Raw genomic sequence first — 26,147 nt, forward strand, 5'->3', positions numbered from 1 at the left:
GGATAAGGCATGCTGGAGGCAATGGTCATCGACGGCATCGACACAGCGGAGGACGGCAGCGCGGGTGACCTCGCGGCCGAACTTCTCGCTCGTGTGGCATCCGGCGACCAGGACGCGTTCGCCGAGCTCTACGATCTGCTCTCGGCGCGCGTCTTCGGACTCATCCTCCGCATCGTCGTGAACCGGGCGCAGAGCGAAGAGGTGCTGCAGGAGGTCTTCTTCGAGATCTGGCAATCCGCTACGCGCTTCGCTCCGAACAAGGGACAAGGACGATCCTGGATCCTCACGATCGCCCACCGCCGGGCGGTCGACCGGGTTCGCGCCTCGCAGTCCAGCAACGACCGGGACGTGCGGGTGGGGATGCGGGACATCGAGGTCGCCCACGACTCGGTCGCAGAGCAGGTGCAGCTGTCGATCGAGGGAGAACGAGTCGGTCGCGCGCTGACCCAGCTGCCCGAGGCGCAGCGCGAGGCGATCGTTCTCGCCTATTACGGCGGATACAGTCAGAGCGAGATCTCCGTGCTGACGGGTACTCCACTGGGCACGATCAAGACGAGAATGCGCGATGGGATGTCGCGCCTGAGAACCGCAATGGGGGTGACCGCATGACCGATCAGAACACGAACTCCGCCGAGTTCGCGGAGTTCGAGGAGCTTTCCGCAGGGCACGCCGTGCGGGCGCTCTCGGCGACGGAGGCACAGCGATTCACGGAGCTGCGCGTAGCGCATCCGGAATGGGAGGCGACCGCCCGCGCGGATGCCACTGTCGCCGCGCGGCTGGGCGAGGGCGTCCTGCCTGTCGAGCCGCCAGCGGCCATCCGTGCGCAGCTGCTTGCTCAGATCGCCGGCTCCCTGCAGACGACCTCGCAGGCGGATGACGCGCGAGCCGATGACATCCAGACCGGCGGTGCGGCCTCGGCTGCTGCGCCCTTCTCCGCGGATGCTGCCGCGGCCCCGGAAGAGGCACACCGGCGTCGTTCACGTCGCGGGCGCCTCTTCGCGCTTGCTGCGAGCCTCGTTCTCCTGGGGGGCATCGCGCTGGGAACCGTCGCACTCACGCAGTACCTGACGCGGCCTGCGGCGGTCGTGGCGCTCGATGAGGTGCGGGCGGCTCCGGATGCACAGAGCGCGAGCGTCGATGCGGCAGGGGTGGCCGCCACCGCCTACTGGTCGGCCGAGAAGCAGAAGGCCGTCCTGGTGGCAGAAGACCTTCAGCCCCTGAGCGCGCAGCAGTCCTACGAGCTCTGGTTCGTCCGCGAGGGTGTGCCGATCTCGGCGGGTGTCTTCGAGGTGGAATCGGGGACGACGACCGCCCTGCTCGACGGCGACATGCACAGCGGTGACGTCATCGCCGTCACCGTCGAGGTCGCCGGCGGCTCGCCCACCGGGCAGCCCACGAGCGATCCGGTGATCGCGATTCCGACCGCCTAGATGGGTGCGCGCGAGACGGCGTAGCCTGGAGGGATGCCTGAGCACTTTCCGCGCCCTGTCCGCCTGCCACCGGTGTCGTTCGACCGGGTGATCGGCGCGCATGATCCGGCGGAGGAGACGCGGATCGCGCACGCCACGGCGTCCGGGCTGCTCGCGCGCGTACGCGCGGATGACAGCGGCGTGAGCGCGGAGCGCCTCATCGCCTTCACCGCGGAGCATGGCATCGACGAGATCGCCGAGCTCTGGTCGAAGGCGCCCGCGCGCTCACTTCCGGGCGCGCTCTGGGAGCTGTATCTGCTGCAGCTTGCCATCCACACGGATGCCCCGACGGCGGCGTTCCTCTACGAGCGCGGGCGCGCCGAGCTGGCGACAGCGGACGCGGCGATCGCGGGCGCCCCGGCCCCGGCGAGTCCCGAAGAGCTTGTCGCGCTCATCGACACGATCCTGCGCGGGGTGTTCCGCGGGGACTTCGCCGTGGCGCTGGAGCGCGCGGCCGCCTTCTGCCGCGTGCAGGCATCGGGGGCGACACACGCGGCCGATGACTACGAACTCACCGAGCCGAACCGGGCGAGTGATCTCACCGCGCGGGCACTGCGCCTGTCCACCTACGCGGAAGACCTTGCTCAGTCTGCGGCGCTCTGGCGGCGCGGCGCGCTGGTCTGAGCGCACTCGGGCATGAGAAAGCCGGGCCGCAAAAACGCCTCTCGGCGGAAGGCCGCTCGCAGCGGCGAAAAATGGAGCCCGGGGTTATGCGGCCCGGCCCATCAAGTGTAACGCGTCGACGGTCTGCCTATTCCCGTTCGCCCTATGCTGTGGACATGGCCCAGTGCTTCGCCCTCCTGATCACCCCGGTCGCCGCCGACGACACCCGCTCCGACTACTCCGACACGTTCCGCGCGATCGATGTGACCGCCCCGGCGCTCAGCGTCGGCGAGCTCAGCACGCAGCGCGGCGACGGCGTCTTCGAATCGATCGGTGTGATCGACGGTCACCCGAACGAGGTCGAAGCGCATGTCCAGCGGTTGGCGCACTCTGCGGCGCTCTGCGACCTGCCGGCTCCGAACCTCCCGCAGTGGCGCGAGGCGATCGCCGCTGCCGCGACCCACGCACCCGCCGGCGAAGCCGTCATCAAGCTCATCCTCAGCCGTGGCGTCGAGCATGGTCCCGCGCCGACCGCATGGGCGACGGTCTCGCCGGCTGCGGACAACAGTCTCGTCCGGGAGAAGGGGGTGCGGGTTGTCACGCTGGACCGTGGATACGATCTCGAGGCGGGCGAGCGCGCGCCGTGGCTGCTCCTCGGCGCCAAGACGCTGTCGTACGCCGTGAACATGGCGGCGCTGCGTGAGGCGCGACGACGGGGTGCGGACGACGCGATCTTCGTCACCCGCGATGGCTTCGTGCTGGAAGCGCCGACGGCGTCGCTCGTCATCCGCACGAACGGTCGCTTCCTCACGCCGTCGCCGTCGGGGGGCATCCTGCACGGGACCACGCAGCTGAGTGCTTATGAGTTCCTCACGGCGCGCGGGCATGAGGCCGACTACGCGACGCTGCGGCTGGAAGACCTGCAGTCCGCGGATGCGGCATGGCTGCTGTCCAGCATCCGCCTTGCCGCCCCGATCACCGCGGTCGACGATGTCGAGGTCCCCACGGATGCCGCGCTGACGCGTGAGCTCAACGCTTTCCTGCTGTCGCCGCGCTGAGCGTTCCTTCCTGCGGGAGATCCGTGCGGCAGCTCCAACGACTGTGCGGCGTGTCGAATCCGACACGCCGCACATCAGGGCAGAGCTCCCGCAGGAGCGAACCCGCCGTTATCCGAAACGACCGGAGACGTAGTCCTCCGTGGCCTGCACGGACGGCGTCGTGAAGATCGTCGCGGTGTCGTCGTACTCGATGAGCTTGCCCGGCTTGCCGGTGCCGGCGATGTTGAAGAACGCCGTCTTGTCGCTCACGCGCGACGCCTGCTGCATGTTGTGGGTCACGATCACGATCGTGTACTCGTTCTTGAGCTCGGCGATCAGCTCTTCGATCGCATAGGTGGAGATCGGGTCGAGGGCCGAGCAGGGCTCGTCCATGAGCAGCACCTGCGGCTCGACGGCGATCGCACGCGCGATGCACAGACGCTGCTGCTGGCCACCCGAGAGACCCGAGCCGGGACGGTCCAGGCGATCCTTGACCTCGTTCCAGAGGTTCGCACCGCGCAGCGAGCGCTCGACGAGGTCGTCGGCGTCGGACTTCGCCATGCGCGTGTTGTTGAGGCGCACACCGGCGAGCACGTTCTCACGGATCGACATCGTGGGGAACGGGTTCGGCCGCTGGAACACCATGCCGATCTGGCGGCGCACGAGCACGGGGTCGACACCGGGACCGTACAGGTCGTCGCCGTCGAGCAGGACCTTGCCCTCGACGCGGGCGCCCGGGATGACCTCGTGCATGCGGTTCAGCGTGCGCAGGAACGTCGACTTGCCGCAGCCCGACGGGCCGATGAATGCGGTGACGCTGCGCGGCTCGATGTCGAGGGCGACACCCTCGACGGCCAGGAAGTCGCCGTAGTAGACGTTGAGGTCATTGACTTCGATGCTCTTGGACAATTCGGGTTCCTCAGATCTGTGAGTCGAGAGAAGTGGGCGCTCAGCGGCTCGTGGCCGGAGCGAAGAACTTGGCGATGAGGCGGGCGACGAGGTTCAGCAGCATCACGATGAGGATGAGCACGAGCGCTGCCGCCCAGGCGCGGTTGACGTACGCCTCGGCCGGAAGACCCTGGTTCATGTACTGCGTGTAGACGAACACCGGGAGCGTCATCATTCGGCCGTCGGTGAGGTTGTAGTTCATCGACGCGGTGAATCCGGCGGTGATGAGCAGCGGGGCCGTTTCGCCGATGACGCGGGCGATGGCGAGCATGATGCCCGTCGTGATACCCGCGATCGAGGTGGGGAGCACGACCTTGAGGATCGTCAGCCACTTGGGCACACCGAGCGCGTAGGACGCCTCGCGCAGCTCGTTCGGGACGAGGCGCAGCATCTCTTCGCTGGAGCGCACCACGACCGGGATCATCAGCACGGCGAGCGACAGAGCGCCCATGATGCCCATGCGGACACCGGGGCCGAGCAGCAGCGCGAACAGCGCGTAGATGAAGAGACCGGCGACGATGGAGGGGATGCCGGTCATGACGTCCACGAGGAACGTGATGCCGCGTGCGAGCGGACCGCGACCGTACTCGATGAGGTAGATCGCCGTGAACAGGCCGATCGGGATCGAGATGACCGCGGCGGCCAGGGTGATCAGGACTGTGCCCATGATGGCGTGCAGAGCGCCGCCGCCCTCGCCGACCACGTTGCGCATCGAGCTGCTGAAGAACTCTGCCGTCAGACCCGCGACACCGTTGGAGATGACCGTGAAGCCGACGGAGATCAGCGGTACGAGCGCGATCGCGAAGGCGGAGGTCACCAGGCCCGTGACCAGGCGGTCGGTAGCCTTGCGGCGTCCCTCGACCACACCGGAGATGACCGTGATGAGCACAAGGTAGAGCAGGACGCCGATGACGGTCGCGCCCACGACGTTCGGGCCTTCGCCGGCGGTGGCCCCCAGCAGGGTGAAGACCGCGAAGGAAATCGCGAGCGACAGACCGAGCAGTGCCCAGGGAGACCACTCGGGGAGGCGTCCGCTGGTGAGGCGCGTCGGCGGCGAGAGCACGACGGCCGACGGCGCAGGGGTGAGGTCGGTGAGAGTCATGTCAGTTCGCTCCCGAGAAGTCCTTGCGACGGTTCACGATCATGCGCGCGATGGCGTTGACCAGGAATGTCACGACGAAGAGGATGAGGCCGGTCGCGATCAGCACGTTGACGTTGACGCCGTAGGCCTCAGGGAACGTCTGCGCGATGTTGGCCGGGATCGTGTTGGGGTTCTCAGCAGTGAACAGGCGGAAGTTGATGCCGCCGGACGCCGACAGCACCATGGCGACGGCCATGGTCTCTCCGAGCGCGCGGCCGAGGCCGAGCATAGCGGCCGAGACGATGCCGCCGCGGGCGAAGGGCAGAACCGCCATGCGGATCATCTCCCAGCGCGTGGCACCGAGGGCGAGAGCGGCTTCCTCGTGCAGGCCAGGAGTCTGCAGGAAGATCTCGCGGCAGATGGCGGTCATGATGGGCAGCACCATCACGGCGAGGACGATGGCTGCGGTGAAGATCGTGCGGCCGGTGCCCGAGACCGGGCCGGCGAAGAGCGGGAACCAGCCGGCGTTCTCGACGAGCCAGGAGTATGCAGGCTGGACGGCGGGTGCGAGCACGCCGATGCCCCACAGGCCGAAGACGACCGAGGGGACGGCCGCGAGCAGATCGACGACGTAGCCGAGCGACTGCGAGAGCTTGCGGGGTGCATAGTGCGAGATGAAGAGCGCGACGGCGACCGAGAGCGGCACGGCCATCAGGAGCGCGAGTGCCGCAGCCCAGACGGTGCCGAAGGCGAGAGGGGCGACGTAGTCCCAGAAGTTCCCGTCACGAAGGACGCTGGCGTCCTCGCCCGTCGCGGTCATGCCCGGGATCGACTGGACGACGAGGAAGACGGCGACCGCTGCGAGGGTGACGAGGATCATTGAGCCCGCGAAGAGCGCGGAGCCGGAGAACCAGCGATCGCCGGCGCGCTGCTTCGCCTTGGCGGGGGCCGGGGCCGTGGTTGTCATCTCGGGGCTTTCCCTCATTCAGGTCGGGTGGAGCGGGAGGGTGGTGGTGGGCTCGACAGGATGCCGTCGAGCCCACCGGGTGGCTTACTTCGCCGAGATCAGGTCGATCGCGGTCTGTGCCTTGGTGCGGATCGTGTCCGAGATCGGTGCGCTGCCGGCGGCGGCTGCGGCGGCTTCCTGGCCCTCGGCGCTGATCGCGGTGGTGAAGAAGCCCTTCACCAGGTCAGCCTGCGCTGCGTCGGCGTAGTTCTCGCACGCGATGAGGTAGCTCACCAGGACGATCGGGTACACGCCGGCCTCGGCCGAGGTGCGGTCGAGCTTGACGGCGAGGTCACCCTCGCCGCGGCCCTCTTCGAGCGGCGATGCGTCAACGATGGCTGCTGCGGCCTCGGGGGAGTACGGGACGAACTCGTCGCCGACCTTGATCGAGACGGTGCCGAGCGAACCGGCGCGCGAGGCGTCGGCGTAGCCGATGGTGCCGGCGCCACCCTCGACGGCCTGCACGACGCCCGAGGTGCCCTGCGCGGACTCGCCCGAGGCGATCGGCCACTCTTCGACGGAACCGTGGGTCCAGACGTCGCCTGCGGCAGCCGCGAGGTAGTCGGTGAAGTTGCCCGTGGTGCCCGACTTGTCGGCGCGGTGGACGGGGTTGATCGCGAGGTCGGGGAGCTTCGCGTCGGGGTTCTCCGCCACAATGGCCGGGTCGTTCCACTTCGTGATCGTGCCGGCGAAGATGCCTGCGACGGTCGCCGCGTCGAGGTTGAGCGAGTCGACGCCCTCGACGTTGAAGATGATCGCGATCGGCGAGATGTAGGCGGGGACCTCGACGATGCCCGAGTCTGCTGCGCAGCCCTCGAACGTCAGCTCGTCCAGCTCAGAGGTCTTGAAGGCGCGGTCGGAACCGGCGAATGCGAAGGCACCCGCGGCGAAGGACTCGCGGCCCGTGCCGGATCCGGCCGGGTCGTAGTCGACGGTCACGTCGGGGTTCGCGGTCTGGAAGGACTTCGTCCACGCGGCCACGGCGACTTCCTGCGAGGAAGCGCCACCACCGACGAGGTTGCCGGAAAGCGTGGGGCCCTCGGGGGCGGTGCTGCCCTCGGGGGCTGCCTCGTTCGCGGCACAGCCGGCGAGTGCGAGAGCGGCCACCGCGCCGATGGCGGTGATGCGAGCAATGCGAGAGATCTTCACTGTGGATCCGTTCGATTCAGTGGATGGGTTAGGCCCGGTGCAGGGCACTCACTGACGTTAGAAGCGTGTGTTAACCAGAGTGATCCCCCCGGGTAAACGGAAGGTGAACGGCAGGCGGCGAAGCAGAGACCCCCCGCGGATTCACGCGTTGGGCGCGTGCGTCTCGATCGAGATGATTCCGGATCCGGGGTTCGTCGCCGACAGATGCACGACGCTGAACGCTCCGACGGGAAGGTCGGCGGCGCTGCTCAGGTACGAACCCTGCATGGTGCCGGTGGCGAGGGCGATCTCGCGAAGGATGTCGGGGAGGACCGGGCCGTGGCTGCAGACGACCGCAGCTTTGCCGGATCGAATGCGCTTTCCGATGACGGTGCGGACATCGGATGTGCCGTCCTCCCAGGCATCCTGACTGAGGAGCGCTGTCTGCCGAGGCGTGCGCGAGAGCGCGCGGGCGAGAGGCGCGACGGTCTCGACACAGCGGACGGCGTCACTCGTGACGATCCGTCGCGTGCCGAAGGCACGGAGCGCGCCGACGATGTTCTGGGCCTGTGCCTGCCCGCGGGGCGTCAGAGGACGCGATGCATCCGCGCCGTCCCACTCCGAGCGCGCAACCGCCTTCGCGTGACGCAGCGCGATGATCGGGAAGGTGTGCAGGATGCCGTCGGCGATGAGGCGTTCGAACTCGTCGAGGATCTCGACATCGACGGGGTAGCTGAGCCGGGCGCGCGCCTTCTTGAGACTGACCCACTCGATCGCGGCGATCTCGCGGTTCGGCACGAACGCCGACTGCCGGATCGCCTGATCGGTCGCCTCGGCCGACCAGTAGTGCACGACCTTCGTCTTGCGATTGGTCATCTGGTAGCGCGAGACACCGACCGGAACGCCGAGGATGACGCGGATGCCGGTCTCCTCGAAGATCTCTCGCGCCGCGGTCTGCGCGAGCATCTCCCCGGGGTCGACCTTGCCCTTGGGGAGAGTGACGTCGCGGTACTTCGTGCGGTGGATCAGCAGCAGCCGCAGTTTGCCGTCGATGAGCCGCCAGACCACCCCGCCTGCGGCGTAGACCGCAGATTCGCTCATCGCACCGACCGCGTCCGACGGCGCCGCTGGATCTGCGACATCGTGCGGTTCTGCAGATCGACGAGCGGCTTGCCGGTGGCGCTGACCGTGTGACGTTCCCACACGCCGCCTTCGCCGAGCCGCCAGGCGAGCGTGTTCTCATCGAAAGCGCCGTCGAAGAAGGACAGCAGCTCTTCGACGTGAGCGGGCGCCGAAACGCGCACGAGTGCCTCGATCCGGCGGTCGAGGTTGCGGTGCATCATGTCGGCGCTGCCGATGTAAACCTGCGGGTCGCCGTCGTTGTCGAACGCGAAGATGCGCGAATGCTCGAGGTAGCGGCCGACGATGCTGCGCACCGTGATGTTGTCGCTCACGCCGGGGAGGTCGGTGCGCAGGCTGCAGATGCCGCGTACCCAGACGTCCACGCGCACGCCCGCTTCGCTGGCGCGGTAGAGCGCGTCGATGATCTGCTCGTCGACCATCGAGTTGACCTTGATGCGGATGTGGGCGGGCTTGCCGGCGATGGCGTGCGCCCGCTCGCGGTCGATCAGGCGCAGCAGGCCCTTGCGCAGGTGCAGCGGGGCGACGAGAAGCCGCTTGAACTTCTTCTCGATCGCATAGCCGCTGAGCTCGTTGAACAGACGGGTGAGGTCTTTTCCGACCTGCGGGTCGGCAGTGAAGAGCCCGAGGTCTTCGTACACACGGCTCGTCTTCGGGTTGTAGTTACCCGTGCCGACGTGCGAGTAGTGGCGCAGCATCCCGTCTTCCTGGCGGATGACGAGTGCGAGCTTGCAGTGCGTCTTCAGGCCGACGAGGCCGTAGACGACATGCACGCCCGCCTTCTCGAGCTTGCGCGCCCAGACGATGTTGTTGGCCTCATCGAATCGGGCCTTGACCTCCACGAGTGCGAGGACCTGCTTGCCTGCCTCTGCCGCGTCGATGAGCGCCTGCACGATGGGACTGTCACCGGAGGTGCGGTAGAGCGTCTGCTTGATGGCGAGCACGTGCGGATCACGGGCAGCCTGCTCGAGGAACGCCTGAACGCTCGTCGTGAACGACTCGTACGGGTGGTGCACGAGCACATCCGCCTTGCGCAGCGCGCGGAAGATGTCGCCGCGCTCACGCCCGTCGCCCGGCTGGAACGCGACGGCCGTCGTCGGCACGTGCGGCGGATAGTGGAGATCAGGGCGGTCGATCCGCGCGATGTCGAAGAGCCCGCCGAGATCGAGCGGACCGGGAAGTCGGTAGACCTCCTGGTCGGTGATGTCGAGCTCCTTGATCAGCAGATCGAGGGTGACGTCATCCATGTCATCGGTGATCTCGAGGCGGATCGGTGGACCGAAGCGCCGACGCAGCAGTTCGGCTTCAAGAGCCTGGATCAGGTTCTCGCTCTCGTCCTCTTCGATCTCGACGTCCTCGTTGCGGGTGAGGCGGAAGGCATGGTGGTCGAGCACCTCCATCCCGGGGAAGAGGTCGCCGAGGTGGTTGGCGATGAGCTCTTCCAGGCGGATGAAGCGCAGACCGCCATCACTGCCCGGCACCTGCACGAAGCGGGGGAGCATGGGCGGGACCTTGAGGCGCGCGAACTCCTGGCGACCCGTGCGCGCGTTGCGAATGCGGATCGCGAGGTTGAGCGAGAGACCGGAGATGTAGGGGAACGGATGCGCCGGGTCGACCGCGAGCGGCATGAGCACCGGGAACACCTGCAACTGGAAGTACTCGGTCAGCGCCTCGCGCTCGTCGTCAGCGAGCTCGTTCCACTCGCAGACCTGGATTCCGGCATCGGCGAGGGCCGGGCGCACGAGGTCGGTCCAGGCCGCCGCGTGGCGGAGCTGAAGCTGGTGTGCCTCTGCCGAGATGTCGGCGAGGGCGTCAGCCGGGGCGCGGCCGACATTCGTCGGCACCGCGAGACCCGTGATGATGCGGCGCTTGAGCCCCGCGACGCGCACCATGAAGAACTCGTCGAGGTTGCTCGCGAAAATCGCGAGGAAGTTGGCGCGCTCGAGCACCGGGATCGTCGGGTCCTCGCCGAGTTCGAGCACCCGCTGGTTGAACGCCAGCCAGCTCAGCTCACGATCGAGATAGCGGTTCTCCGGCAGATCCGAATCCGGCGCCTCGAAGGCCACGTCGAAGTCGTCATCCTCAGCGTCGCCGAGGCCGGAATCTGCGAGTGCGGGATCCATCATGTGATTCATCATGGCACCCGTCGGTGACGCGCGAGTGAACTCGGTCGCGTTGTGTCGGTCATGCCACGGCTCAGTCGGCCGCCCGCGCCGTGGCATGACTGTCATCGTCGTAGACATTGAAGCGGTAGCCGACGTTGCGCACCGTGCCGATGACCTGCTCATGGTCGCCGAGCTTGGCTCGCAGACGACGCACATGCACGTCGACCGTGCGTGTGCCGCCGAAGTAGTCGTAGCCCCAGACCTCGCTGAGCAGCTGTTCGCGCGTGAAGACGCGAGACGGATGCGTGGCGAGGAAGTGCAGCAGCTGGAACTCTTTGTAAGTCAGATCGAGTGCGCGGCCGTGTAGCTTCGCCGAGTAGGACTGCTCATCGATCGTGATTCCGGATGCCTGGACGCGCACGGGCTCGTCGTCCGTGGCCGCTTCCCGCGAGAGGGCGAGGCGGATGCGGGCGTCCACCTCCGCGGGGCCCGCGGTGTCGAGGATCATGTCGTCGATTCCCCAGTCACCGTTCACCGCGCTCATACCGCCCTCGGTCACGACCAGGAGCAGCGGTGCACGGTGGCCCGTGGTGCGGATGAGCGTGCAGAGTGACTTCGCGGCGACGAGCGCCGTGCGGGCATCCACGATGACGAGGTCGGCATCCGGTGCCGTGACGAGTTCTGCGGGCTGTGCCGGAATGGTGCGGACCTGGTGGCTCAGGAGTTCGAGCGCGGGCAGGACACTCTCCGTGGTCGGAGATGATGTCAACACCAGCAGGAGAGCCAAGCGAGTCCTTTCGTGCGCCCCATGATAGCGCCGGCATGCCCACGGCCTCGCGCCATGAGTCACAATGGACACATGTCAGAACCGGCTCTCGCTCCGCGCAACGCCCTCGGTGGCATGGCGATCGTCTGGGTCGTGGGCGCTGTTGCGGCTGTCGCGATCGGGCTCTTCGTCCCGGAAGCCCTCGTCATGCCCTGGATGGTGATCGCCTTCGGCGGGTGTCTGCTGCTGTCGTTCGGCGTGCAGCTCGTCTACGGACGCACGCAGGGCTTCATCGTCCGCGTGGCGGGCAGCGCGCTCGGGGCGCTGCTTCTCATGGGGCTGTCCTCGGTGGGTTTCGCGCTCGCGACGATCCTGCACGTCTGAAACCTGCGATCGGCACGTCGCAGGCGCGGGAAAGCGCGGTAGAGTGGCCGTATGGACCTCGTCGCGCTCGAACTCTTCTTCGTTGGCCTGCTCGGCCTCGCCGGCCTCGCCATCGCCTTCGTCTCGGGCGCTGTGCTCGTCAACCTCTTCCGCGGCCAGCGCTGACCGGAGGATCGGCATGATCGACCTTCCGACCGATCTGCCCGCCGATCTGGCTCCTCTCTCGTGGCTCCTCGGTGTCTGGGAGGGCACGGGCGTCATCGAGTACGAGGCGGGCGGACACCATTTCACGGGTGAGTTCACGCACCGCGTGAGCTTCAGCCATGACGGTGGTCCCTTCCTGAACTACGCGGCGACCGCGTGGATGGCCGCCGAAGAGGGCGAGGCATCCGTTCCTCTTGTCGCTGAATCCGGGTTCTGGCGTCTCAGCCGTCCCGCGCTGCCGACCGATCCCGGACCCGCGCTGCTCCCGCCGATCGGCACCGCCCCCGCGCGCACGGTGCACGATGTGGAAGAGCTGCGCAGCGAGCGCGGTGGGTTCCCGATCGAGGTCTCGATCGCGCATTCCGACGGCGGGCTTGAGCTGTACCTCGGCGAGGTGAACGGACCGCGCATCGATATCGCCTCTGACGCGATCGTGCGCGCCGCGACCGCCAAGGTCTACGGAGCGGCCAGCCGTATGTACGGTCTCGTCGACGGTCACCTGCTGTGGGCGTGGGACATCGCGGCGCTCGGCACCGAGATGCGCTCGCACGCCTCGGCACGCCTCGCCCGGATGCCCTGATGTCCGCCTTCTCGCAGATTCCCGGCGCTGTTCTCGACCACGACGTGGTGAGCCACTTCGGCGATCCGACGCGCGAGCAGCGCGCGCTTGATCGCGGCACGGCGCTGTCGCCGCTCGGCGACCGGACGATCGTCGAGGTCGAAGGCGCGGACCGCCTGACGTGGCTTGACTCGATCACGTCGCAGTCGCTGCTTCGCCTGCACCCGGGCGACAGCACCGAGCTTCTCGTGCTAGATCCGCAGGGGCGCGTCGAACACGCGGCCGGCGTCGTCGACGACGGCGTGAGCACCTGGCTGATCGCAGATGCGGGGGATGCCCCTGCGCTCGCCGCGTGGCTGAAGCGGATGGTGTTCCGCGCACGTGCGGTCGTGACGGTGCGCGACGATCTGAGCGCTGTCGGCGTCATCGCCGGAGGCGTGGCGGAGGAGCTCGCGGTGGGCGCGGCCGTCACCCCGCACGAGGTGCCTCTGGTGTGGAGCGACCCCTGGAACGCCGTGCAGCCGGGCGGTCACCAGTACCACCTCGGTGAGGATCACCCCGGTGCGGAGTATGCCTGGCGGATCGCGATCGTCGACGCAGATGCCACTGCCGCGCTGGTCGCGCGCGTCGATGCGCGTGCGGATGCCACGTGGGCGGGTGCTCTCGCCGCGGAAGCGCTGCGTGTGGCCGCCTGGCGTCCGCGCTGGGCGCGTGAGGTCGATGACCGTTCGATCCCGCATGAGACGGACTGGATTCGCAGCGCCGTGCACCTGTCGAAGGGGTGCTACCGCGGGCAGGAGACGGTCGCGAAGGTGCACAATCTCGGGCACCCCCCGCGTCGTCTGACCGCGTTGCACCTCGACGGCAGCGACAGCATCTTCCCCGCGCCCGGTGACGTCGTGCTCGCGGGGGACGACGAGGTCGGGCAGATCACCTCGGTCGCCCGGCACCACGAGCTCGGGCCGATCGCGCTCGCGATCCTCAGCCGGCGTGCACCTGCCGACGCCCTCGTTGTTCGCACCGCACACGGTGATGTCGCGGCCTCGCAGGAGATCATCGTTCCCGCAGAGGCGGGCGCGACCGCGAACGTTCCGCGACTGACGCGACTTTCGCGACGCCCCACCGCACCCGACCCGCGCGACGCCTGACGTCAGGGGAGCGGAGCTACTGCGTCCCACGGCACGGTGAGTTCGCCGAGGCGCCAGCGCGTGCGACCCCCGAGGATTGGCCAGCCCTGTGCGCGTAGCGCGGTCACGACCGCCAGGTAGCGCTGCACCGGTCCGAAGGTGCCGACGCCGGCGGCGCGATTCCACTCGCGGTCGAGGTCGCCCAGCAACGCATGCACGCGCTCGCCGGGCACGTTGCGGTGGATCAGCGCCTTCGGCAGCCGTTCGGCGACGATGCTCGGCTGCTCCAGGCCGCGCAGACGCAGGGAGATCGTGAAGCGCTGCGGCGCCGCATCCGCCCCCACATCCACCCAGCTGGACACCCGGCCGATCTCATCACAGGTGCCCTCGATCAGCAGCCCGTCGGGCGCGAGACGCGAGGCCATCTGCGCCCAGGCACCGGGAACCTCCGCCTCGTCGTACTGCCGGAGCACATTCATCGCGCGGATGATCGCCGGACGCCGTCCGACGGGGGCGGGCACCTCGAAACCGCCCCGCGCGAAGGAGACCGGAAGATCTGGCGGAAACGGCCGTCCGCCCCCGCGGATCTCGGCCAGCTGCTCACGCGCGACGCGGACGCGATCCGGATCGAGCTCCAGCCCGAGCACCTCGGCATCCGGACGCACGCGCACGAGCCGCGCGGCGAGCTCGAACGCGGTCACGCCGCTCGCTCCGTAGCCCAGATCGACGACGAGCGGATCAGCGGCGCGGCGGAAGGCCGCTGAGGCGGCGATCCACCGGTCATTGCGGCGGAGTCGATTCGTGCCCGTCGTCCCTCGCGTGGGGTGACCGAGAGGGGAGGGCGCCATTGCTCCATTCTCCCGCACGGTGCCCGGACGGATCGTCACGGGGGCGTCGCTGGCAGCGGCCGTCGATAAGCTGGAGGCATGACTTCTCCGCGTACCCTCATTCTGCTCCGCCACGGCCGCAGCGAATGGAACGAGCTCAACCTGTTCACCGGCTGGGTCGACGTCCGCCTCAACGAGCAGGGCCGTGCTGAGGCCCAGCGCGGCGGCGAGCTGCTGGCCGAGTCCGGCATCCTGCCCGACGTGCTGCACACCTCCATGCTGAGCCGCGCGATCCAGACCGCGAACATCGCGCTCGACGCGGCCGACCGCCTGTGGATCCCGGTGACCCGCAGCTGGCGCCTCAACGAGCGCCACTACGGTGCGCTGCAGGGCAAGGACAAGGCCCAGACGCTCGAAGAGTTCGGCCCCGAGCAGTTCCAGCTGTGGCGTCGCTCGTTCGACGTTCCGCCGCCCCCGCTCGACGACGACAGCGAGTTCAGCCAGGTGAACGACCCGCGCTACGTCGGCATCGACGGCGAGGTGCCCCGCACCGAGTCGCTCTCGATCGTCATCGATCGTCTGCTGCCGTACTGGAACGACGCGATCGTCCCCGATCTCGAGGCGGGCAAGACCGTCCTGGTCACGGCGCACGGCAACTCGCTGCGCGGTCTCGTCAAGCACCTCGAGAACATCAGCGACGAAGACATCGCCGAGCTCAACATCCCGACCGGCATCCCGCTGGTGTACGAGCTCGACGAGAACAACGTGCCGCTCGCCCCGGGCCGCTACCTCGACCCCGAGGCGGCAGCCGCCGGCGCCGCAGCCGTCGCCTCGCAGGGCAAGAAGTAATCGGCCATACGGCTGAGATGACGAAGGGGCGGATGCTGCAGCATCCGCCCCTTCGTCATCTCTCACGCCGCGGCGCGAGAGATGACGCGTCCTACGCCTGGTCCTTCGTGATCGCGATGTCGATGGCGTCCGTGTCGGCGGCCCAGTCGCCGGTCGCGAGGTAGACGACCTTCTTGGCGACGGAGACCGCGTGGTCGGCGAAGCGCTCGTGGTAACGGCTGGCCAGCGTCGCATCGACGGTCGCGGTCGCCTCGCCACGCCAGTTCTCGCTCAGCACCTTCTCGAAGACGCGGGCGTGCAGCTCGTCGACGGCGTCATCCGCGTTGCGGATCTGGTCGGCCAGGCGAAGGTCCTGCGTGCGCAGCAGCTCCGACAGTGTGCGTGCGATCTCGACGTCGCGCTCGCCCATGCTGACGAACGTGCTCTTCAGGCCCTTCGGAATCGCGCGCTCCGGGAAGCGGTAGCGAGCGAGCTGCGCGATGTGCTCGGCCATGTCGCCCATGCGCTCCAGCGACGCGCTGACACGCAGCGCCGTGACGACGATGCGCAGGTCACGAGCGACCGGCTGCTGGCGGGCGAGGATCTCGATGGCGATCTCGTCGAGTTCCAGAGCGCGCTCGTCGATGTGTGCGTCGTCGGCGATGACCTCCTCGGCCAGAGCGACATCGCTCGTCGCGAAGGCACGGGTGGCCTTGTCGATCGCGACGGCGATGAGGTCGGCGATCTCGACTAGACGGGACTGCACGTCCTCGAGGGACTGATGGAAGACCTGGCGCATGGTGACGAACCTTTCTCGTCTAACGCCTCGCACATGCGCGAGACGCGGCGGATGAGCGGCACTCGACCGCACTCAGCGATTCTGTGCGCCGAAGGTTAACGGATGGTGCCGTGCACGTGAATACTAGGCCTCGACCTGCCTGATCCCGGGGCTACCCGCCGTTCATGTGCCGTTTCGACGCCTACGCTGGAGGCATGAACACCACGCAGCTGGCGCTGCTCGCCCTGATTCTCGGGGTGGCGATCGGGGCAGGGGTCACGGCGATCATCGTGGCCGCGTTGCGCGCCCGCGCACAGGCGCTCGTCCAGACGAGCTCGGAGCTGCCGGACGGACTCGCCGCCGTGCTCTCCGGAATGGATGATGCGGCGTGCGCTGTGGACTCCTCCGGACTCGTGGTTGCGACTTCCGCGGCGGCGTCGCATTTCGGGATCGTCGCGGGAACCACCCTTGAGAACCCCGACCTGCGCGCGCTCATCCGTGCGGTCCGCACCACCGGCGCGACCGACTCGCAGACGCTCCGGCTCGCCCGCGGCGGCATCAGCGTGGACTCGCGTCTCGTGTCTGCCCGTGCCAGCACGCTCGGGCCGCGTCTCAGTCTTCTGATCGTGCGGGATGTCACGGAGCAGGAGCGTCTGGACCAGATGCGCAATGACTTCGTGGCGAACACGAGCCATGAGCTCAAGACGCCGGTGGGCGCGGTCACACTGCTCGCCGAGGCGATCGAGATGGCCGCGGACGATCCCGCTCAGGTGCGCCAGTTCGCCTCCCGCATCACTGCGGAGGCCGGACGCCTCAACCAGCTCACCGGGCGCATCATGAGCCTGTCTCGGCTGCAGGCCGCCGACGGGCTCGGCGAGTTCGGTCCGATCGCGCTCGACGAGGTCATCGCCGCGTCCGTCGAGGCGCATTTCGTGCAGGCCGATGGCGCAGGCGTCGAACTCTCCCGGGGCGGTGACCGCGGTGTGTGGGTACGCGGAGACGCGCAGATCCTCACCGAGGCGGTCGGCAACCTCATCACGAACGCGATCGCCTATTCGCCGCGCGGTTCCCGCGTCGGCGTCGGCGTCCGCTCCGACGGCGACATCGTCGAGATCGCCGTCACCGATCAGGGCATCGGCATCGCCGAGAGTGATCAAGAGCGCATCTTCGAGCGCTTCTACCGCGCCGACGAGGCACGATCGCGCCGGACCGGCGGAACCGGCCTCGGGCTGTCGATCGTGAAGCACGCCACGCAGCGACACGGCGGCGAGGTGCGCGTGTGGTCACGCGCCGGTCGCGGTTCGACCTTCACGATGCGCCTGCCTCAGGTCGACGCTCCCGCAGCCGATCCGCACGACAAGAAGAAGCACAAGCGGAAACGGCGCGACGAGCGCAAGACCGCCAAGGGCGCGAAGGGTGCTGCCGCATCCGCCCGCTCGAACAAGAAGAAGTCCCGCCCCTCTCACGGAGATCAAGAATGACGCGCATCCTCCTCGTCGAAGACGAACCCGACCTCGCCGATCCGCTCGCCTACCTGCTGCGCCGAGAAGGCTACGACGTCGAGATCGCAGAGGACGGGCCGTCCGCGATCGCCGCCTTCCGTGACAACGGCGCGGATGTCGTGCTGCTCGACCTCATGCTCCCGGGCGTTCCCGGGACCGAGGTGTGCCGCCAGATCCGCACCACCTCGAACGTGCCGATCATCATGCTCACTGCGAAGGACACCGAGGTCGACATCGTCGTCGGTCTCGAGCTCGGCGCGGATGACTACATCACCAAGCCGTACTCGTCGCGTGAGCTGCTGGCGCGGATGCGCGCTGTGCTGCGCCGCGTCGTGCAGGCGGATGACGAGGTCGATGAGCGCGTGCTGGAGGCTGGCCGCGTCACCCTCGACATCGACCGTCACACCGTCGCCGTGGACGGCGAGGTCATCAACATGCCACTCAAGGAGTTCGAGCTTCTTGAGGTGCTCATGCGCAACGCGGGGCGTGTACTCACGCGCGGTCAGCTCATCGACCGTGTGTGGGGGAGTGACTACTTCGGTGACACCAAGACGCTCGATGTGCACATCAAGCGCATCCGGTCACGCATCGAGCAGAGCCCGAGTGAGCCCGTGATGCTCGTGACCGTGCGCGGGCTCGGCTACCGCTTCGAGGGCTGAGCGCTCGCGTCAGTCGACGGTGAGGGTGGCGAGAACGGCGAGATGATCGCTGGTGCCGGCGCGGAGCGTGTCGGAGCGGGCCACGGCGAAGCCTCGCTGGAACACGTGGTCGATGCGCACGACCGGGAACGTGGCGGGCCAGGTGAACCCCGTGCCGCCATCGGTCGACCGTGCCCGAGTGAGCTCCGCGGACAGTGGGAGCAGCGCAGGGTCGGTGGTGGCGGCGTTGAAATCGCCGAGAGCGATCACTCGCGGAGCATCGTCGTCGCCGATCGTTGCGGCCAGCTCCGCGAGCATCTCGTCTCGGGCGCCCTGCGCTCCGGGTCGCACCGACGCCGCGTGGACCAGGTAGATGACGGTATCGCCGGTCGGTGCCTGCACGGTGACTCGCAGGGCGCGGTTCCAGCCCAGTCCGAGGTCGAGCGGCTCGCCGTCGGTGAGGGGATGCCTGCTCCACACGCCCACGGTCCCGACCGCGTAGGAGTAGGGGTAGGACTCTTCGAGGACATCGGCGGCAGCGGTGCGGCTCTCCGCGTCGAGCTCGGTGAGGGTCACGACATCCGGATGCTGCGCGATGAGGTCCTGCGCCGATGCGGCACCGCTGCCCGACTGTGCGCGCACGTTCTGGCTCACGATCGAGATCGACGTCGTGCCGGGAGTGGAGGCGAATGCGGGCATCGCCGGAGCTGCGGCGATCAGGAACACGGCGACGGCCGCGGACGCGGGGATCGCCGCGCGACGCACGAGGAGGAGGGTGGCGAGGGTCACGACGATCGCGATGACGCCGAGTCCGGGCAGGAGCACGGCAACGGCCGTGCCGACGGGCCCGGGAATCCACCCGCAGAGCATGAGTGCGGCGAGGGCGAGATTGACGCCGACCAGCACGCGCGCACCGCGGCGGCGCTTCCGGCGAATCGCAGGCGTAGACATGGCTCCCCTCTCAGGCGGGTTTCATCATGGCGCACGGCAGCTGTGCGTCACCCGAGGCGCCGGACACATCGACGAAGGGCCCGTGCGCGATGCACGGGCCCTTCGTCGTGAACTCTGGTGTTACTCGCTCGGAACGAGGTCGGCGTACTGCGCGAGCGATCCGTCGAGCACGGGAACCTGCACGAGCTGACCCTCGGCGTCGCCGGTCTGGAAGTAGACCGCGACCGTCGAGCCGGGCATGACGTCCAGGCCCTCGAGCAGCAGCGGCTCTGCGCCGGCGCCGAGGCTGACCGGGTTGCCGGGCTTGACCTTGACGGTTGCGGGGGCGAGGCCTTCGACCTCGATCGTGATGCTGGCCGTCTCCTGGGTGTCGTTGACGAGAGCCGCGACGAAGTTGCCGACGGTGCCGTCTTCGTTGGCCACGATGAGCGCGTTGCGCACGAGCACGGGGCCGTCACCGGGAACGTTGACGCCGTCCGATGCCGAGTACTGGATCTGAGTCGCCACAGGCGAGATCATGGAGCAGCCGGTTGCGCCGACGATGACGGCAGCGCTGATGGCGAGAGACGCTACAAGGCGCGATTTCACGGGTCCTCCTGAGGTGCGGCGTGACAGTCCTCGACCATTCTAGGCCTTCCGCAGAGCTCGCCTGTGTTGCACCTCCGCGCGATGTGCTCGGCAAACCCTAGTGCATGCCCGCTGTGGTATCCTGGAGATTGCCGAAAGGACACGACTTTATGCTTTTTGAGGTTGGCGAAACAGTCGTCTACCCGCACCACGGGGCCGCCACGATCATCGAGGTCAAAGACCGCGTGATCAAGGGTGAGACGAAGAAGTACCTGAAGCTCAATGTCACCCAGGGCGACCTGATCATTGAGGTTCCCGCCGAGAACGTTGATCTCGTCGGTGTCCGCGATGTCATCGGCCAGGAGGGTCTCGACCGCGTGTTCGAGGTTCTGCGCGCCCCCTTCACCGAAGAGCCGACCAACTGGTCGCGTCGGTACAAGGCGAACCTGGAGAAGCTTGCTTCGGGTGACGTCATCAAGGTGAGCGAGGTCGTCCGCGACCTCTGGCGCCGTGATCAGGATCGCGGTCTCTCCGCAGGTGAGAAGCGCATGCTGGCGAAGGCTCGTCAGATTCTGACGTCCGAACTCGCTCTCGCCGAGAAGACCGACGAAGAGAAGGCCGGAGCGCTTCTCGACGAGGTGCTCGCTTCCTGAGCGACGACACGATTCACGAAAGAGGCGGATGCTCCGGCATCCGCCTCTTTCGCGTTGTGGGCACGGGTCTCGACCGCGGGTAACGTGAGAGCGTGACTCTCCTCGCCGTACCGCAGACCGCGATCATCATCGTCGCCGGGGGCTCCGGCACCCGCCTTGGTGCCGGAGTGCCGAAGGCCTTCGTGGGCATCGATCAGCGCAGCATCCTGCGGCATGCGCTCGACGGCGTCTTCGCCGCTGCGACAGCCCAGGTGATCATCGTCGCGCCCGCCGGCTACGAGGGTGAAGCGGAAGCGGAGGCACAGGCGGCCGCAGGAGACCGGATGCCCCTGGTCCGCGTCGTCACAGGAGGCGCTACGCGACACGATTCGGTCGCGGCAGGACTTGCCGAGGTCTGGGCGGACATCACGACCGTTCTCGTGCACGATGCCGCGCGCGCGCTCACGCCGCCGGAGCTGATCGATGCCGTCGCCGCCGCGGTGACACCCGACTCCGGGGTGATTCCTGCGCTCGCCGTGATCGACACACTCAAGCGGGTAGAGGCCGACAGCGTGACCGCGGCGGTGGACCGCTCGGTGCTGGTCGCCGCACAGACGCCGCAGGGGTTCCCGCGGGCGCTTCTCGTCGCTGCGTTCGCCGCGGCCGAGCCGGGCGTCGAGTACACCGACGACGCGCAGCTGTTCGCCGCGTCCGGCTATCCGGTGCGACGTATCGAGGGCTCCGAGAGGGCGTTCAAGATCACGACGCCTGCTGATCTGGAGCGCGCGCGGATGCTCCTGGCCTCGCGGGGTCCGGCTGCGGCGATTCCTCGGGTGGGCATCGGCACCGATGTGCACGCCTTCGGCGGTGAGGGCTTGCTGTGGCTGGCGGGGCTGGAATGGCCGGGGGAGACGCCGCTGTCCGGGCACTCCGACGGTGACGCCGTGGCGCACGCGATCGTGGACGCGCTTCTCGGCGCGGCAGGGCTCGGTGACATCGGTCAGCACTTCGGCACGGCGCATCCGGAGTTCGCCGGTGCGCATGCCGATGTCTTCCTGCGGCGCACGCGTGAGCTGCTGCACGAGGCAGGATTCACGATCGGCAACGTGTCCGTGCAGTTCCAGGCGAATCGCCCTCGTTTCAGTGCACGTCGGGCAGAAGCCGAAGCCGTGCTCTCAGCCGCGCTCGGTGGCGCACCTGTCGCGGTCGGGGCGACCACGACGGACGGGCTCGGCTTCACGGGGCGCAGCGAAGGCATCTCCGTGACCGCGGTTGCCGTCGTTTTTCCGATCTGATCTGGGTCGCGCGCGACACGCTCAGGGGAAGCGGCGGCGGGCAAAGTAAGCTTGAGCGGTGACTCTCCGCCTCTACGACACCCGCGCGCAGCAACTGCGCGACTTCGTTCCGCTCGACGCCTCGAACGTGACGATGTACGTGTGTGGACCCACGGTGCAGTCCGGCCCGCATATCGGGCATGTGCGCGCGGCGCTCAGCTTCGACATTCTGCGGCGCTGGCTCGACCGCAGCTACGGCCGAGTCACGTTCGTGCGCAACGTCACCGACATCGACGACAAGGTTCTCGCGAACGCGAGTGACACCGAGTCGTGGTGGGCTCTGGCGTACCGGATGGAGCAGGAGTTCAGCGCTGCCTATGCGGCCGTCGGCATCCTCACGCCCACATACGAGCCGCGCGCGACTGCATCGATCCCACAGATGCAGGAGCTCATTCAGACGCTCATCGAGCGCGGACACGCGTACGCGGCCGCGGGAGATGTGTACTTCGACGTGCGCTCATGGGCAGACTACGGTGCCCTCACCCGCCAGTCCGTGGATGCCATGGAAGCCGCCGCCGACGCGGATCCTCGTGGCAAGCGCAATCCGCAGGACTTCGCGCTGTGGAAGGGCGCCAAGGCCGGCGAGCCCGCGGATGCGACCTGGCAGTCGCCGTGGGGTGCGGGGCGCCCCGGCTGGCACATCGAGTGCTCGGCCATGGCCAAGCGCTACCTCGGCGCAGAGTTCGACATCCACGGCGGTGGCCTCGATCTGCGCTTCCCGCATCACGAGAACGAGCTGGCTCAGTCGAGTGCGGCCGGTGACGGCTTCGCCCGGTACTGGGTGCACAACGGCCTGGTGAATGTGAATGGCCAGAAGATGTCGAAGTCGCTCGGCAACTTCCTCCTCGCGGAGGATGTACTGGCGGCACGGGATCCGCTCGTCGTCCGCTACGCGCTCGCGGCCGCCCACTACCGCTCCAGCCTCGATCTCACCGAAGGGTCGTGGCAGGAGGCCGAGGCGGCGCTCGGCCGCATCCGCTCGTTCCTGGAGCGCGTCGCACGCGCTGCGGGGGACAGTGAGCGCGAGGGCTCCGTTCCGGATGCGTTCGCTGCGGCCATGGATGACGACCTCGGCGTCCCGCAGGCACTCGCCGTCGTCCACGAGACCGTGCGCGCCGGCAACTCGGCACTCGACGCCGGAGACAGTGCGACAGCCCTCGGACACGCGGCGTCGGTGTCGCGCATGCTCGGCGTGCTCGGACTCGACCCCGCCGCCCCCGAATGGGCGCACGCACAGGGAGGAGCCGAGGCATCCGCTCTCGACGTCCTCGTGCAGACCATGATCACCCAGCGCGCCCAGGCGCGCGCAGACAAAGACTGGGCCGCAGCGGATCGCATCCGCGATGCGATCGCCGCAGCGGGCATCGTGCTCGAAGACGGCCCCGACGGAACACATTGGAGCATTGATGGCTAAGTTCGGAAACCCCTCTGCGGGCAAGAAGAAGAAGGGCCCGTCGAAGGGCACAGGCGGCCTCGGCCGCAAGGCGCTGGAGGGACGGGGTCCGACCCCGAAGGCCGAGGATCGCGCCTGGCACCCGGCGGGCAAGCGCAAGGCCGCGGCGGAGCGTTTCGCGGCAGCCGGTGGAAAGGGCAAGCCCGGTCAGCGTCCGCAGTCGGGCAGCAACCCGAACCGTCAGGTGCGCGCGAAGGATGCGGCCGCTGACATCGAGACCGTCACCGGACGCAACTCTGTGCTCGAAGCACTGCGCACGAAGATCCCCGCGACGGCACTGTACGTCGCGCAGCGCGTCGAGATGGACGACCGCGTCAAGGAGATGCTCTCGATCGCCACCAACCGGGGTATCCCGGTCATGGAGGTCACGCGCCAGGAGCTCGACCGGATGGCGGGCTTCGACGGCGTGCACCAGGGCGTCGCCATCAAGGTGCCGCCGTATGAGTACGCCCACCCGCAGGACCTGCTCGAGAAGGTCATCGACCGCGGCCAGGTTCCGCTGTTCGTCGCACTCGACGGCATCACCGACCCCCGCAATCTCGGCGCGATCATCCGCTCGACCGCAGCCTTCGGCGGACACGGCATCATCCTGCCGCAGCGCCGCTCCGCCGGCGTCAACTCTGCCGCGTGGAAGACGAGCGCCGGCGCGGCTGCGCGGCTGCCCGTCGCGCTCGCCGCGAACCTGACCACCATGCTGAAGGAGTTCAAGAAGCAGGGCGTCTTCGTGCTCGGCCTCGACGGCGACGGTGACGTGTCCCTGCCCGCGCTCGAGCTCGCCGACCGCCCGGTCGTGATCGTCGTCGGCTCGGAGGGCAAGGGGCTCTCGCGCCTGGTCACCGAGACCTGCGACCAGATCGTCTCGATCCCGATCTCCACCGCGACCGAGTCGCTCAACGCCGGTATCGCGACCTCCGTCGCGCTGTACCAGGTTGCGACGACGCGAGCGGCGAAGTAAGACACGGAAACGTCGTGAGAACGCCGCGGTCGGTTCGGGAATACCCGATTCGAACGCGGCGTTTCGATTGATATTGCGCCCGATCGGAAGGACACCACATGGCTCGCATCGTCGTCATCGGAGGAACCGGCTACGCCGGAGGACACATCGTCGCAGAGGCGGTGCGTCGTGGGCATGAGGTCGTGGCGTTCTCCCGCTCTGCCCCTGAGGCTCCGGTGGAGGGTGCGCGCTACGTGCAGGGCTCGGTGCTCGACCCTGAGGCCGTGCGTCAGGTCGTCGACGGTGCGGATGCGGTCATCTCGTCGCTCTCTCCTCGGGGAGACATGAGCGACCTGGCTGTCGACGCCCTCGGCGGAGTCGCCGCAGCGCTCACCGGCACGTCGACTCGACTGGGCGTCGTGGGTGGTGCGGGCGGAAGCCTGACCGCGCCGGGCGGTCCGCGTCTGTTCGATCTCGAGTTCCCCGAGGAGTACAAGCACGAGGCGCAGGCCGGAATTGACGCACTGGCTCTGCTTGAGGCATCCGACCCGTCGCTGGACTGGTTCTTCGTGCACCCTGCTGAGGTCTTCGGGCCGTGGGCCGAGGGTGAGCGCACCGGGCACTACCGCCGTGGTGACGACGGCGTGCTGATCCGCGACGCGGACGGCACCTCCACGATCTCCGGCGCCGACTTCGCCATGGCGATCGTCGACGAGATCGAGCGCCCCGCGCACCACCGTGCGCGTTTCACCGTCGGCTACTGAGCTCCGTTCAGACCAGATCGCGCCAGTCGACCGCATCCGCGTCGTCGTCGAGATTGATCATCCCGGTGATCACCGGCAGCGACATCGTCTCGGTCGGTGGTCCCATGATCGTCGCCTCGTCTCGACGGTGGCGCAGCACCTGATCGATGTATGACGTGAGCACCTCCGCCAGCGCGACAGAGCGCCCTTGCGCCTGCGAGAGGTACCAGCGGTGCTCCAGCACCTGGTGGAACACCTCCGCCGGTTCGAGCTTCGCCCGCAGATCGTAGGGAATCGCGCGCACCACCGGCTCGAAGACGCGGGTCAGCCACTCGTGCGCGTACATCTCCTCGTCGACCCAGTCCTTGGTGGATCGGGCGCGGAACTCGTCGAGATCGTTCAGCAGGCGGCGCGCCTGGTTCTCCTCGACGTCGAGACCGGTGAGGCGGATGAGGCGTCGCTGGTGGTGTCCGGCATCGACGACCTTCGGCTGGATCTGCACGCGTGTGCCATCCGCCGTCGTCTGAATCGACATCTCGCCGATGTCGAAGCCGAGCGCGTTGAGTTTCTCGACGCGCTCGGTGATGCGCCAGGTCTCACCGGCGGCGAAGGACTCATGCGCAGTGAGCGCTGCCCACAGCGAGTGGTATGAGGAGACGATGCCATCGGCGATCGCGACGGCGTCCACGCCATGCTCCAGCCGTCCGCCCGCCGCCAGATCCATGATCTCCCCGGCGATGTTCGTGCGCGCGACATCCAGGTCGTGCAGGCGCTGTCCGTCGGTGAGTCCGCTCTCATGCAGCTCGCCCGTCTCCGCGTCGACCAGGTAGGCGGCGAATGCGCCGGCGTCGCGGCGGAAGAGGGCATTCGAGAGGGAGACGTCGCCCCAGAAGAACCCGACGTTGTGCAGGCGCACGAGCAGGAGTGCGAGGGCATCGACGAGTCGGGTGGCGGTGTCCGGGCGCAGCACCTGGGTGAACAGGGCGCGATAGGGCATCGAGAAGCGCAGGTGGGTGGTCACGAGAGCCGCGGGCAGGGGAGCGCCCGAGGCATCCGCGCGACCGGCGATCACCGCGACCCGCTCGACGCACGGCACCGCAAGACGCGCGAGGTTGCCGAGCATCTCGTACTCACGCCGGGCCATCTCCTCGGTCGTCTCTTTGACGGCCACGACGCGACCCGACAGATCGGCGAATCGGACCAGATGCCGAGACAGGCCCTTCGGAAGCGACACGATGGTCTGCGATGGCCACTTGGCCAGCGGCGTCGACCACGGCAGCGCCAGCAGCCCGGGATCGACCGTGCTCGCCGTGATGCTCAACGATTTCTGCATCCGAGACCTCTCGTGCTCGCCAGACGAAAAGAGCGCGGCACGGGAGACCGAAGTCTGCCCGTGCCGCGCT

Annotated in this window: 27 protein-coding genes; 15 read left to right on the forward strand and 12 right to left on the reverse strand. The window is 68.2% G+C overall.

Annotated features, from left to right (window positions below):
• Positions 1-9 precede the first annotated feature (9 nt).
• From sigK to JOD62_RS11070, 4 genes are all read left to right on the forward strand, one after another.
• Positions 10-609, forward strand: coding sequence for an ECF RNA polymerase sigma factor SigK (gene sigK, locus JOD62_RS11055; RefSeq protein ID WP_204939331.1), 600 nt, complete (start codon positions 10-12; stop codon positions 607-609).
• Positions 606-1,430 (forward strand): anti-sigma factor, encoded by an 825-nt coding sequence (locus tag JOD62_RS11060; RefSeq protein WP_204939332.1) that lies wholly within the window; start codon positions 606-608, stop codon positions 1,428-1,430. Before sigK ends, JOD62_RS11060 begins: the two co-directional genes overlap by 4 nt.
• 33 nt (positions 1,431-1,463) lie before the next feature.
• Entirely contained in the window at positions 1,464-2,093 is a 630-nt protein-coding gene (locus JOD62_RS11065) for a DNA-directed RNA polymerase subunit beta (protein WP_204939333.1), read from the forward strand.
• A gap of 155 nt (positions 2,094-2,248) precedes the next feature.
• Entirely contained in the window at positions 2,249-3,130 is an 882-nt protein-coding gene (locus JOD62_RS11070) for an aminodeoxychorismate lyase (protein WP_204939334.1), read from the forward strand.
• A 108-nt stretch (positions 3,131-3,238) separates the two neighbouring features.
• Here the strand turns inward: JOD62_RS11070 and pstB are convergent, their stop codons facing one another.
• From pstB to JOD62_RS11105, 7 genes are all read right to left on the reverse strand, one after another.
• Entirely contained in the window at positions 3,239-4,018 is a 780-nt protein-coding gene (gene pstB, locus JOD62_RS11075; RefSeq protein ID WP_204939335.1) for a phosphate ABC transporter ATP-binding protein PstB, read from the reverse strand.
• Positions 4,019-4,058: 40 nt separating this feature from the next.
• On the reverse strand, positions 4,059-5,159 hold the full coding sequence (gene pstA / locus JOD62_RS11080; RefSeq protein WP_204939336.1) for a phosphate ABC transporter permease PstA: 1,101 nt from the start codon (positions 5,157-5,159) through the stop codon (positions 4,059-4,061).
• 1 nt (position 5,160) lies between these two features.
• Positions 5,161-6,105: a phosphate ABC transporter permease subunit PstC gene (pstC, locus tag JOD62_RS11085; protein WP_204939337.1), complete on the reverse strand. Its 945-nt coding sequence runs from the start codon at positions 6,103-6,105 to the stop codon at positions 5,161-5,163.
• Positions 6,106-6,189: 84 nt separating this feature from the next.
• Positions 6,190-7,293 carry a phosphate ABC transporter substrate-binding protein PstS gene (locus tag JOD62_RS11090; RefSeq protein WP_204939338.1) on the reverse strand — a complete coding sequence of 368 codons (1,104 nt, stop codon included), beginning with the start codon at positions 7,291-7,293 and terminating at the stop codon, positions 6,190-6,192.
• A 141-nt stretch (positions 7,294-7,434) separates the two neighbouring features.
• Entirely contained in the window at positions 7,435-8,373 is a 939-nt protein-coding gene (locus JOD62_RS11095; RefSeq protein WP_204939339.1) for an NUDIX hydrolase, read from the reverse strand.
• The gene (locus JOD62_RS11100; RefSeq protein ID WP_204939340.1) at positions 8,370-10,538 is read right to left on the reverse strand and encodes an RNA degradosome polyphosphate kinase; all 2,169 of its coding nucleotides are present in this window, start codon (positions 10,536-10,538) and stop codon (positions 8,370-8,372) included. Before JOD62_RS11100 ends, JOD62_RS11095 begins: the two co-directional genes overlap by 4 nt.
• 70 nt (positions 10,539-10,608) lie before the next feature.
• Positions 10,609-11,304, reverse strand: coding sequence for a response regulator transcription factor (locus JOD62_RS11105; RefSeq protein ID WP_204939341.1), 696 nt, complete (start codon positions 11,302-11,304; stop codon positions 10,609-10,611).
• Positions 11,305-11,376: 72 nt separating this feature from the next.
• Here JOD62_RS11105 and JOD62_RS11110 point away from each other — a divergent pair, with 72 nt between their 5' ends.
• From JOD62_RS11110 to ygfZ, 3 genes are all read left to right on the forward strand, one after another.
• On the forward strand, positions 11,377-11,667 hold the full coding sequence (locus tag JOD62_RS11110; protein ID WP_204939342.1) for a hypothetical protein: 291 nt from the start codon (positions 11,377-11,379) through the stop codon (positions 11,665-11,667).
• A 178-nt stretch (positions 11,668-11,845) separates the two neighbouring features.
• The gene (locus JOD62_RS11115) at positions 11,846-12,451 is read left to right on the forward strand and encodes a heme-binding beta-barrel domain-containing protein (protein ID WP_204939343.1); all 606 of its coding nucleotides are present in this window, start codon (positions 11,846-11,848) and stop codon (positions 12,449-12,451) included.
• The gene (gene ygfZ / locus JOD62_RS11120; protein WP_204939344.1) at positions 12,451-13,578 is read left to right on the forward strand and encodes a CAF17-like 4Fe-4S cluster assembly/insertion protein YgfZ; all 1,128 of its coding nucleotides are present in this window, start codon (positions 12,451-12,453) and stop codon (positions 13,576-13,578) included. Before JOD62_RS11115 ends, ygfZ begins: the two co-directional genes overlap by 1 nt.
• A gap of 2 nt (positions 13,579-13,580) precedes the next feature.
• Here the strand turns inward: ygfZ and JOD62_RS11125 are convergent, their stop codons facing one another.
• Positions 13,581-14,405 carry a class I SAM-dependent methyltransferase gene (locus tag JOD62_RS11125; protein WP_204939345.1) on the reverse strand — a complete coding sequence of 275 codons (825 nt, stop codon included), beginning with the start codon at positions 14,403-14,405 and terminating at the stop codon, positions 13,581-13,583.
• A 78-nt stretch (positions 14,406-14,483) separates the two neighbouring features.
• Between JOD62_RS11125 and JOD62_RS11130 the strand changes: the two genes are divergently transcribed.
• On the forward strand, positions 14,484-15,233 hold the full coding sequence (locus tag JOD62_RS11130; protein ID WP_204939346.1) for a phosphoglyceromutase: 750 nt from the start codon (positions 14,484-14,486) through the stop codon (positions 15,231-15,233).
• A 91-nt stretch (positions 15,234-15,324) separates the two neighbouring features.
• On the opposite strand, the gene phoU is transcribed toward JOD62_RS11130, so the two are convergent.
• Positions 15,325-16,011, reverse strand: coding sequence for a phosphate signaling complex protein PhoU (gene phoU / locus JOD62_RS11135; protein ID WP_204939347.1), 687 nt, complete (start codon positions 16,009-16,011; stop codon positions 15,325-15,327).
• Positions 16,012-16,205: 194 nt separating this feature from the next.
• On the opposite strand from phoU, the gene JOD62_RS11140 reads away from it, so the two are divergent.
• Positions 16,206-17,471 carry a sensor histidine kinase gene (locus tag JOD62_RS11140; RefSeq protein ID WP_204939348.1) on the forward strand — a complete coding sequence of 422 codons (1,266 nt, stop codon included), beginning with the start codon at positions 16,206-16,208 and terminating at the stop codon, positions 17,469-17,471.
• Entirely contained in the window at positions 17,468-18,151 is a 684-nt protein-coding gene (locus tag JOD62_RS11145; RefSeq protein WP_204939349.1) for a response regulator transcription factor, read from the forward strand. Before JOD62_RS11140 ends, JOD62_RS11145 begins: the two co-directional genes overlap by 4 nt.
• Before the next feature lie 9 nt (positions 18,152-18,160).
• Here JOD62_RS11145 and JOD62_RS11150 read toward each other — a convergent pair whose 3' ends face one another.
• Both JOD62_RS11150 and JOD62_RS11155 read right to left on the reverse strand, forming a co-directional pair.
• Complete coding sequence (locus JOD62_RS11150) at positions 18,161-19,081, reverse strand: endonuclease/exonuclease/phosphatase family protein (RefSeq protein WP_204939350.1); 921 nt, start codon at positions 19,079-19,081, stop codon at positions 18,161-18,163.
• A 120-nt stretch (positions 19,082-19,201) separates the two neighbouring features.
• Positions 19,202-19,669, reverse strand: a complete 468-nt coding sequence (locus JOD62_RS11155; RefSeq protein WP_204939351.1) for a DNA modification methylase — start codon at positions 19,667-19,669, stop codon at positions 19,202-19,204.
• Between the two features lie 149 nt (positions 19,670-19,818).
• Between JOD62_RS11155 and JOD62_RS11160 the strand changes: the two genes are divergently transcribed.
• The 5 genes from JOD62_RS11160 to JOD62_RS11180 all read left to right on the forward strand — a co-directional run bounded on the left by JOD62_RS11160 (position 19,819) and on the right by JOD62_RS11180 (position 24,765).
• A complete protein-coding gene (locus tag JOD62_RS11160) occupies positions 19,819-20,301 on the forward strand; it encodes a CarD family transcriptional regulator (RefSeq protein ID WP_045273462.1) in 483 nt (160 codons plus the stop codon).
• A 92-nt stretch (positions 20,302-20,393) separates the two neighbouring features.
• A complete protein-coding gene (gene ispD, locus JOD62_RS11165; RefSeq protein ID WP_204939352.1) occupies positions 20,394-21,575 on the forward strand; it encodes a 2-C-methyl-D-erythritol 4-phosphate cytidylyltransferase in 1,182 nt (393 codons plus the stop codon).
• 58 nt (positions 21,576-21,633) lie between these two features.
• The gene (cysS, locus tag JOD62_RS11170; RefSeq protein ID WP_204939353.1) at positions 21,634-23,028 is read left to right on the forward strand and encodes a cysteine--tRNA ligase; all 1,395 of its coding nucleotides are present in this window, start codon (positions 21,634-21,636) and stop codon (positions 23,026-23,028) included.
• Positions 23,021-24,022: a 23S rRNA (guanosine(2251)-2'-O)-methyltransferase RlmB gene (gene rlmB, locus JOD62_RS11175; RefSeq protein WP_204939354.1), complete on the forward strand. Its 1,002-nt coding sequence runs from the start codon at positions 23,021-23,023 to the stop codon at positions 24,020-24,022. The genes cysS and rlmB overlap by 8 nt, the downstream gene beginning before the upstream one ends.
• 98 nt (positions 24,023-24,120) lie before the next feature.
• Complete coding sequence (locus JOD62_RS11180) at positions 24,121-24,765, forward strand: NAD(P)-dependent oxidoreductase (protein WP_204939355.1); 645 nt, start codon at positions 24,121-24,123, stop codon at positions 24,763-24,765.
• A 7-nt stretch (positions 24,766-24,772) separates the two neighbouring features.
• On the opposite strand, the gene JOD62_RS11185 is transcribed toward JOD62_RS11180, so the two are convergent.
• Positions 24,773-26,077 carry a DUF4032 domain-containing protein gene (locus JOD62_RS11185; RefSeq protein ID WP_204939356.1) on the reverse strand — a complete coding sequence of 435 codons (1,305 nt, stop codon included), beginning with the start codon at positions 26,075-26,077 and terminating at the stop codon, positions 24,773-24,775.
• Between the last annotated feature and the right edge of the window lie 70 nt (positions 26,078-26,147).

Origin of the sequence: Microbacterium keratanolyticum (assembly GCF_016907255.1) — a bacterium.
Classification (GTDB): Bacteria; Actinomycetota; Actinomycetes; order Actinomycetales; family Microbacteriaceae; genus Microbacterium; species Microbacterium keratanolyticum.

Excerpts from the sequence above, each read along its gene's own strand:
- sigK (WP_204939331.1), top strand. The coding sequence starts at position 10 with ATGCTGGAGGCAATGGTCATCGACGGCATCGACACAGCGGAGGACGGC.
- JOD62_RS11060 (WP_204939332.1), top strand. The coding sequence starts at position 606 with ATGACCGATCAGAACACGAACTCCGCCGAGTTCGCGGAGTTCGAGGAG.
- JOD62_RS11065 (WP_204939333.1), top strand. The coding sequence starts at position 1,464 with ATGCCTGAGCACTTTCCGCGCCCTGTCCGCCTGCCACCGGTGTCGTTC.
- JOD62_RS11070 (WP_204939334.1), top strand. The coding sequence starts at position 2,249 with ATGGCCCAGTGCTTCGCCCTCCTGATCACCCCGGTCGCCGCCGACGAC.
- pstA (WP_204939336.1), bottom strand. The coding sequence starts at position 5,159 with ATGACTCTCACCGACCTCACCCCTGCGCCGTCGGCCGTCGTGCTCTCG.
- pstC (WP_204939337.1), bottom strand. The coding sequence starts at position 6,105 with ATGACAACCACGGCCCCGGCCCCCGCCAAGGCGAAGCAGCGCGCCGGC.
- JOD62_RS11095 (WP_204939339.1), bottom strand. The coding sequence starts at position 8,373 with ATGAGCGAATCTGCGGTCTACGCCGCAGGCGGGGTGGTCTGGCGGCTC.
- JOD62_RS11100 (WP_204939340.1), bottom strand. The coding sequence starts at position 10,538 with ATGATGGATCCCGCACTCGCAGATTCCGGCCTCGGCGACGCTGAGGAT.
- JOD62_RS11110 (WP_204939342.1), top strand. The coding sequence starts at position 11,377 with ATGTCAGAACCGGCTCTCGCTCCGCGCAACGCCCTCGGTGGCATGGCG.
- JOD62_RS11115 (WP_204939343.1), top strand. The coding sequence starts at position 11,846 with ATGATCGACCTTCCGACCGATCTGCCCGCCGATCTGGCTCCTCTCTCG.
- ygfZ (WP_204939344.1), top strand. The coding sequence starts at position 12,451 with ATGTCCGCCTTCTCGCAGATTCCCGGCGCTGTTCTCGACCACGACGTG.
- JOD62_RS11125 (WP_204939345.1), bottom strand. The coding sequence starts at position 14,405 with ATGGCGCCCTCCCCTCTCGGTCACCCCACGCGAGGGACGACGGGCACG.
- JOD62_RS11130 (WP_204939346.1), top strand. The coding sequence starts at position 14,484 with ATGACTTCTCCGCGTACCCTCATTCTGCTCCGCCACGGCCGCAGCGAA.
- phoU (WP_204939347.1), bottom strand. The coding sequence starts at position 16,011 with ATGCGCCAGGTCTTCCATCAGTCCCTCGAGGACGTGCAGTCCCGTCTA.
- JOD62_RS11140 (WP_204939348.1), top strand. The coding sequence starts at position 16,206 with ATGAACACCACGCAGCTGGCGCTGCTCGCCCTGATTCTCGGGGTGGCG.
- JOD62_RS11145 (WP_204939349.1), top strand. The coding sequence starts at position 17,468 with ATGACGCGCATCCTCCTCGTCGAAGACGAACCCGACCTCGCCGATCCG.
- JOD62_RS11150 (WP_204939350.1), bottom strand. The coding sequence starts at position 19,081 with ATGTCTACGCCTGCGATTCGCCGGAAGCGCCGCCGCGGTGCGCGCGTG.
- JOD62_RS11160 (WP_045273462.1), top strand. The coding sequence starts at position 19,819 with ATGCTTTTTGAGGTTGGCGAAACAGTCGTCTACCCGCACCACGGGGCC.
- rlmB (WP_204939354.1), top strand. The coding sequence starts at position 23,021 with ATGGCTAAGTTCGGAAACCCCTCTGCGGGCAAGAAGAAGAAGGGCCCG.
- JOD62_RS11180 (WP_204939355.1), top strand. The coding sequence starts at position 24,121 with ATGGCTCGCATCGTCGTCATCGGAGGAACCGGCTACGCCGGAGGACAC.
- JOD62_RS11185 (WP_204939356.1), bottom strand. The coding sequence starts at position 26,077 with ATGCAGAAATCGTTGAGCATCACGGCGAGCACGGTCGATCCCGGGCTG.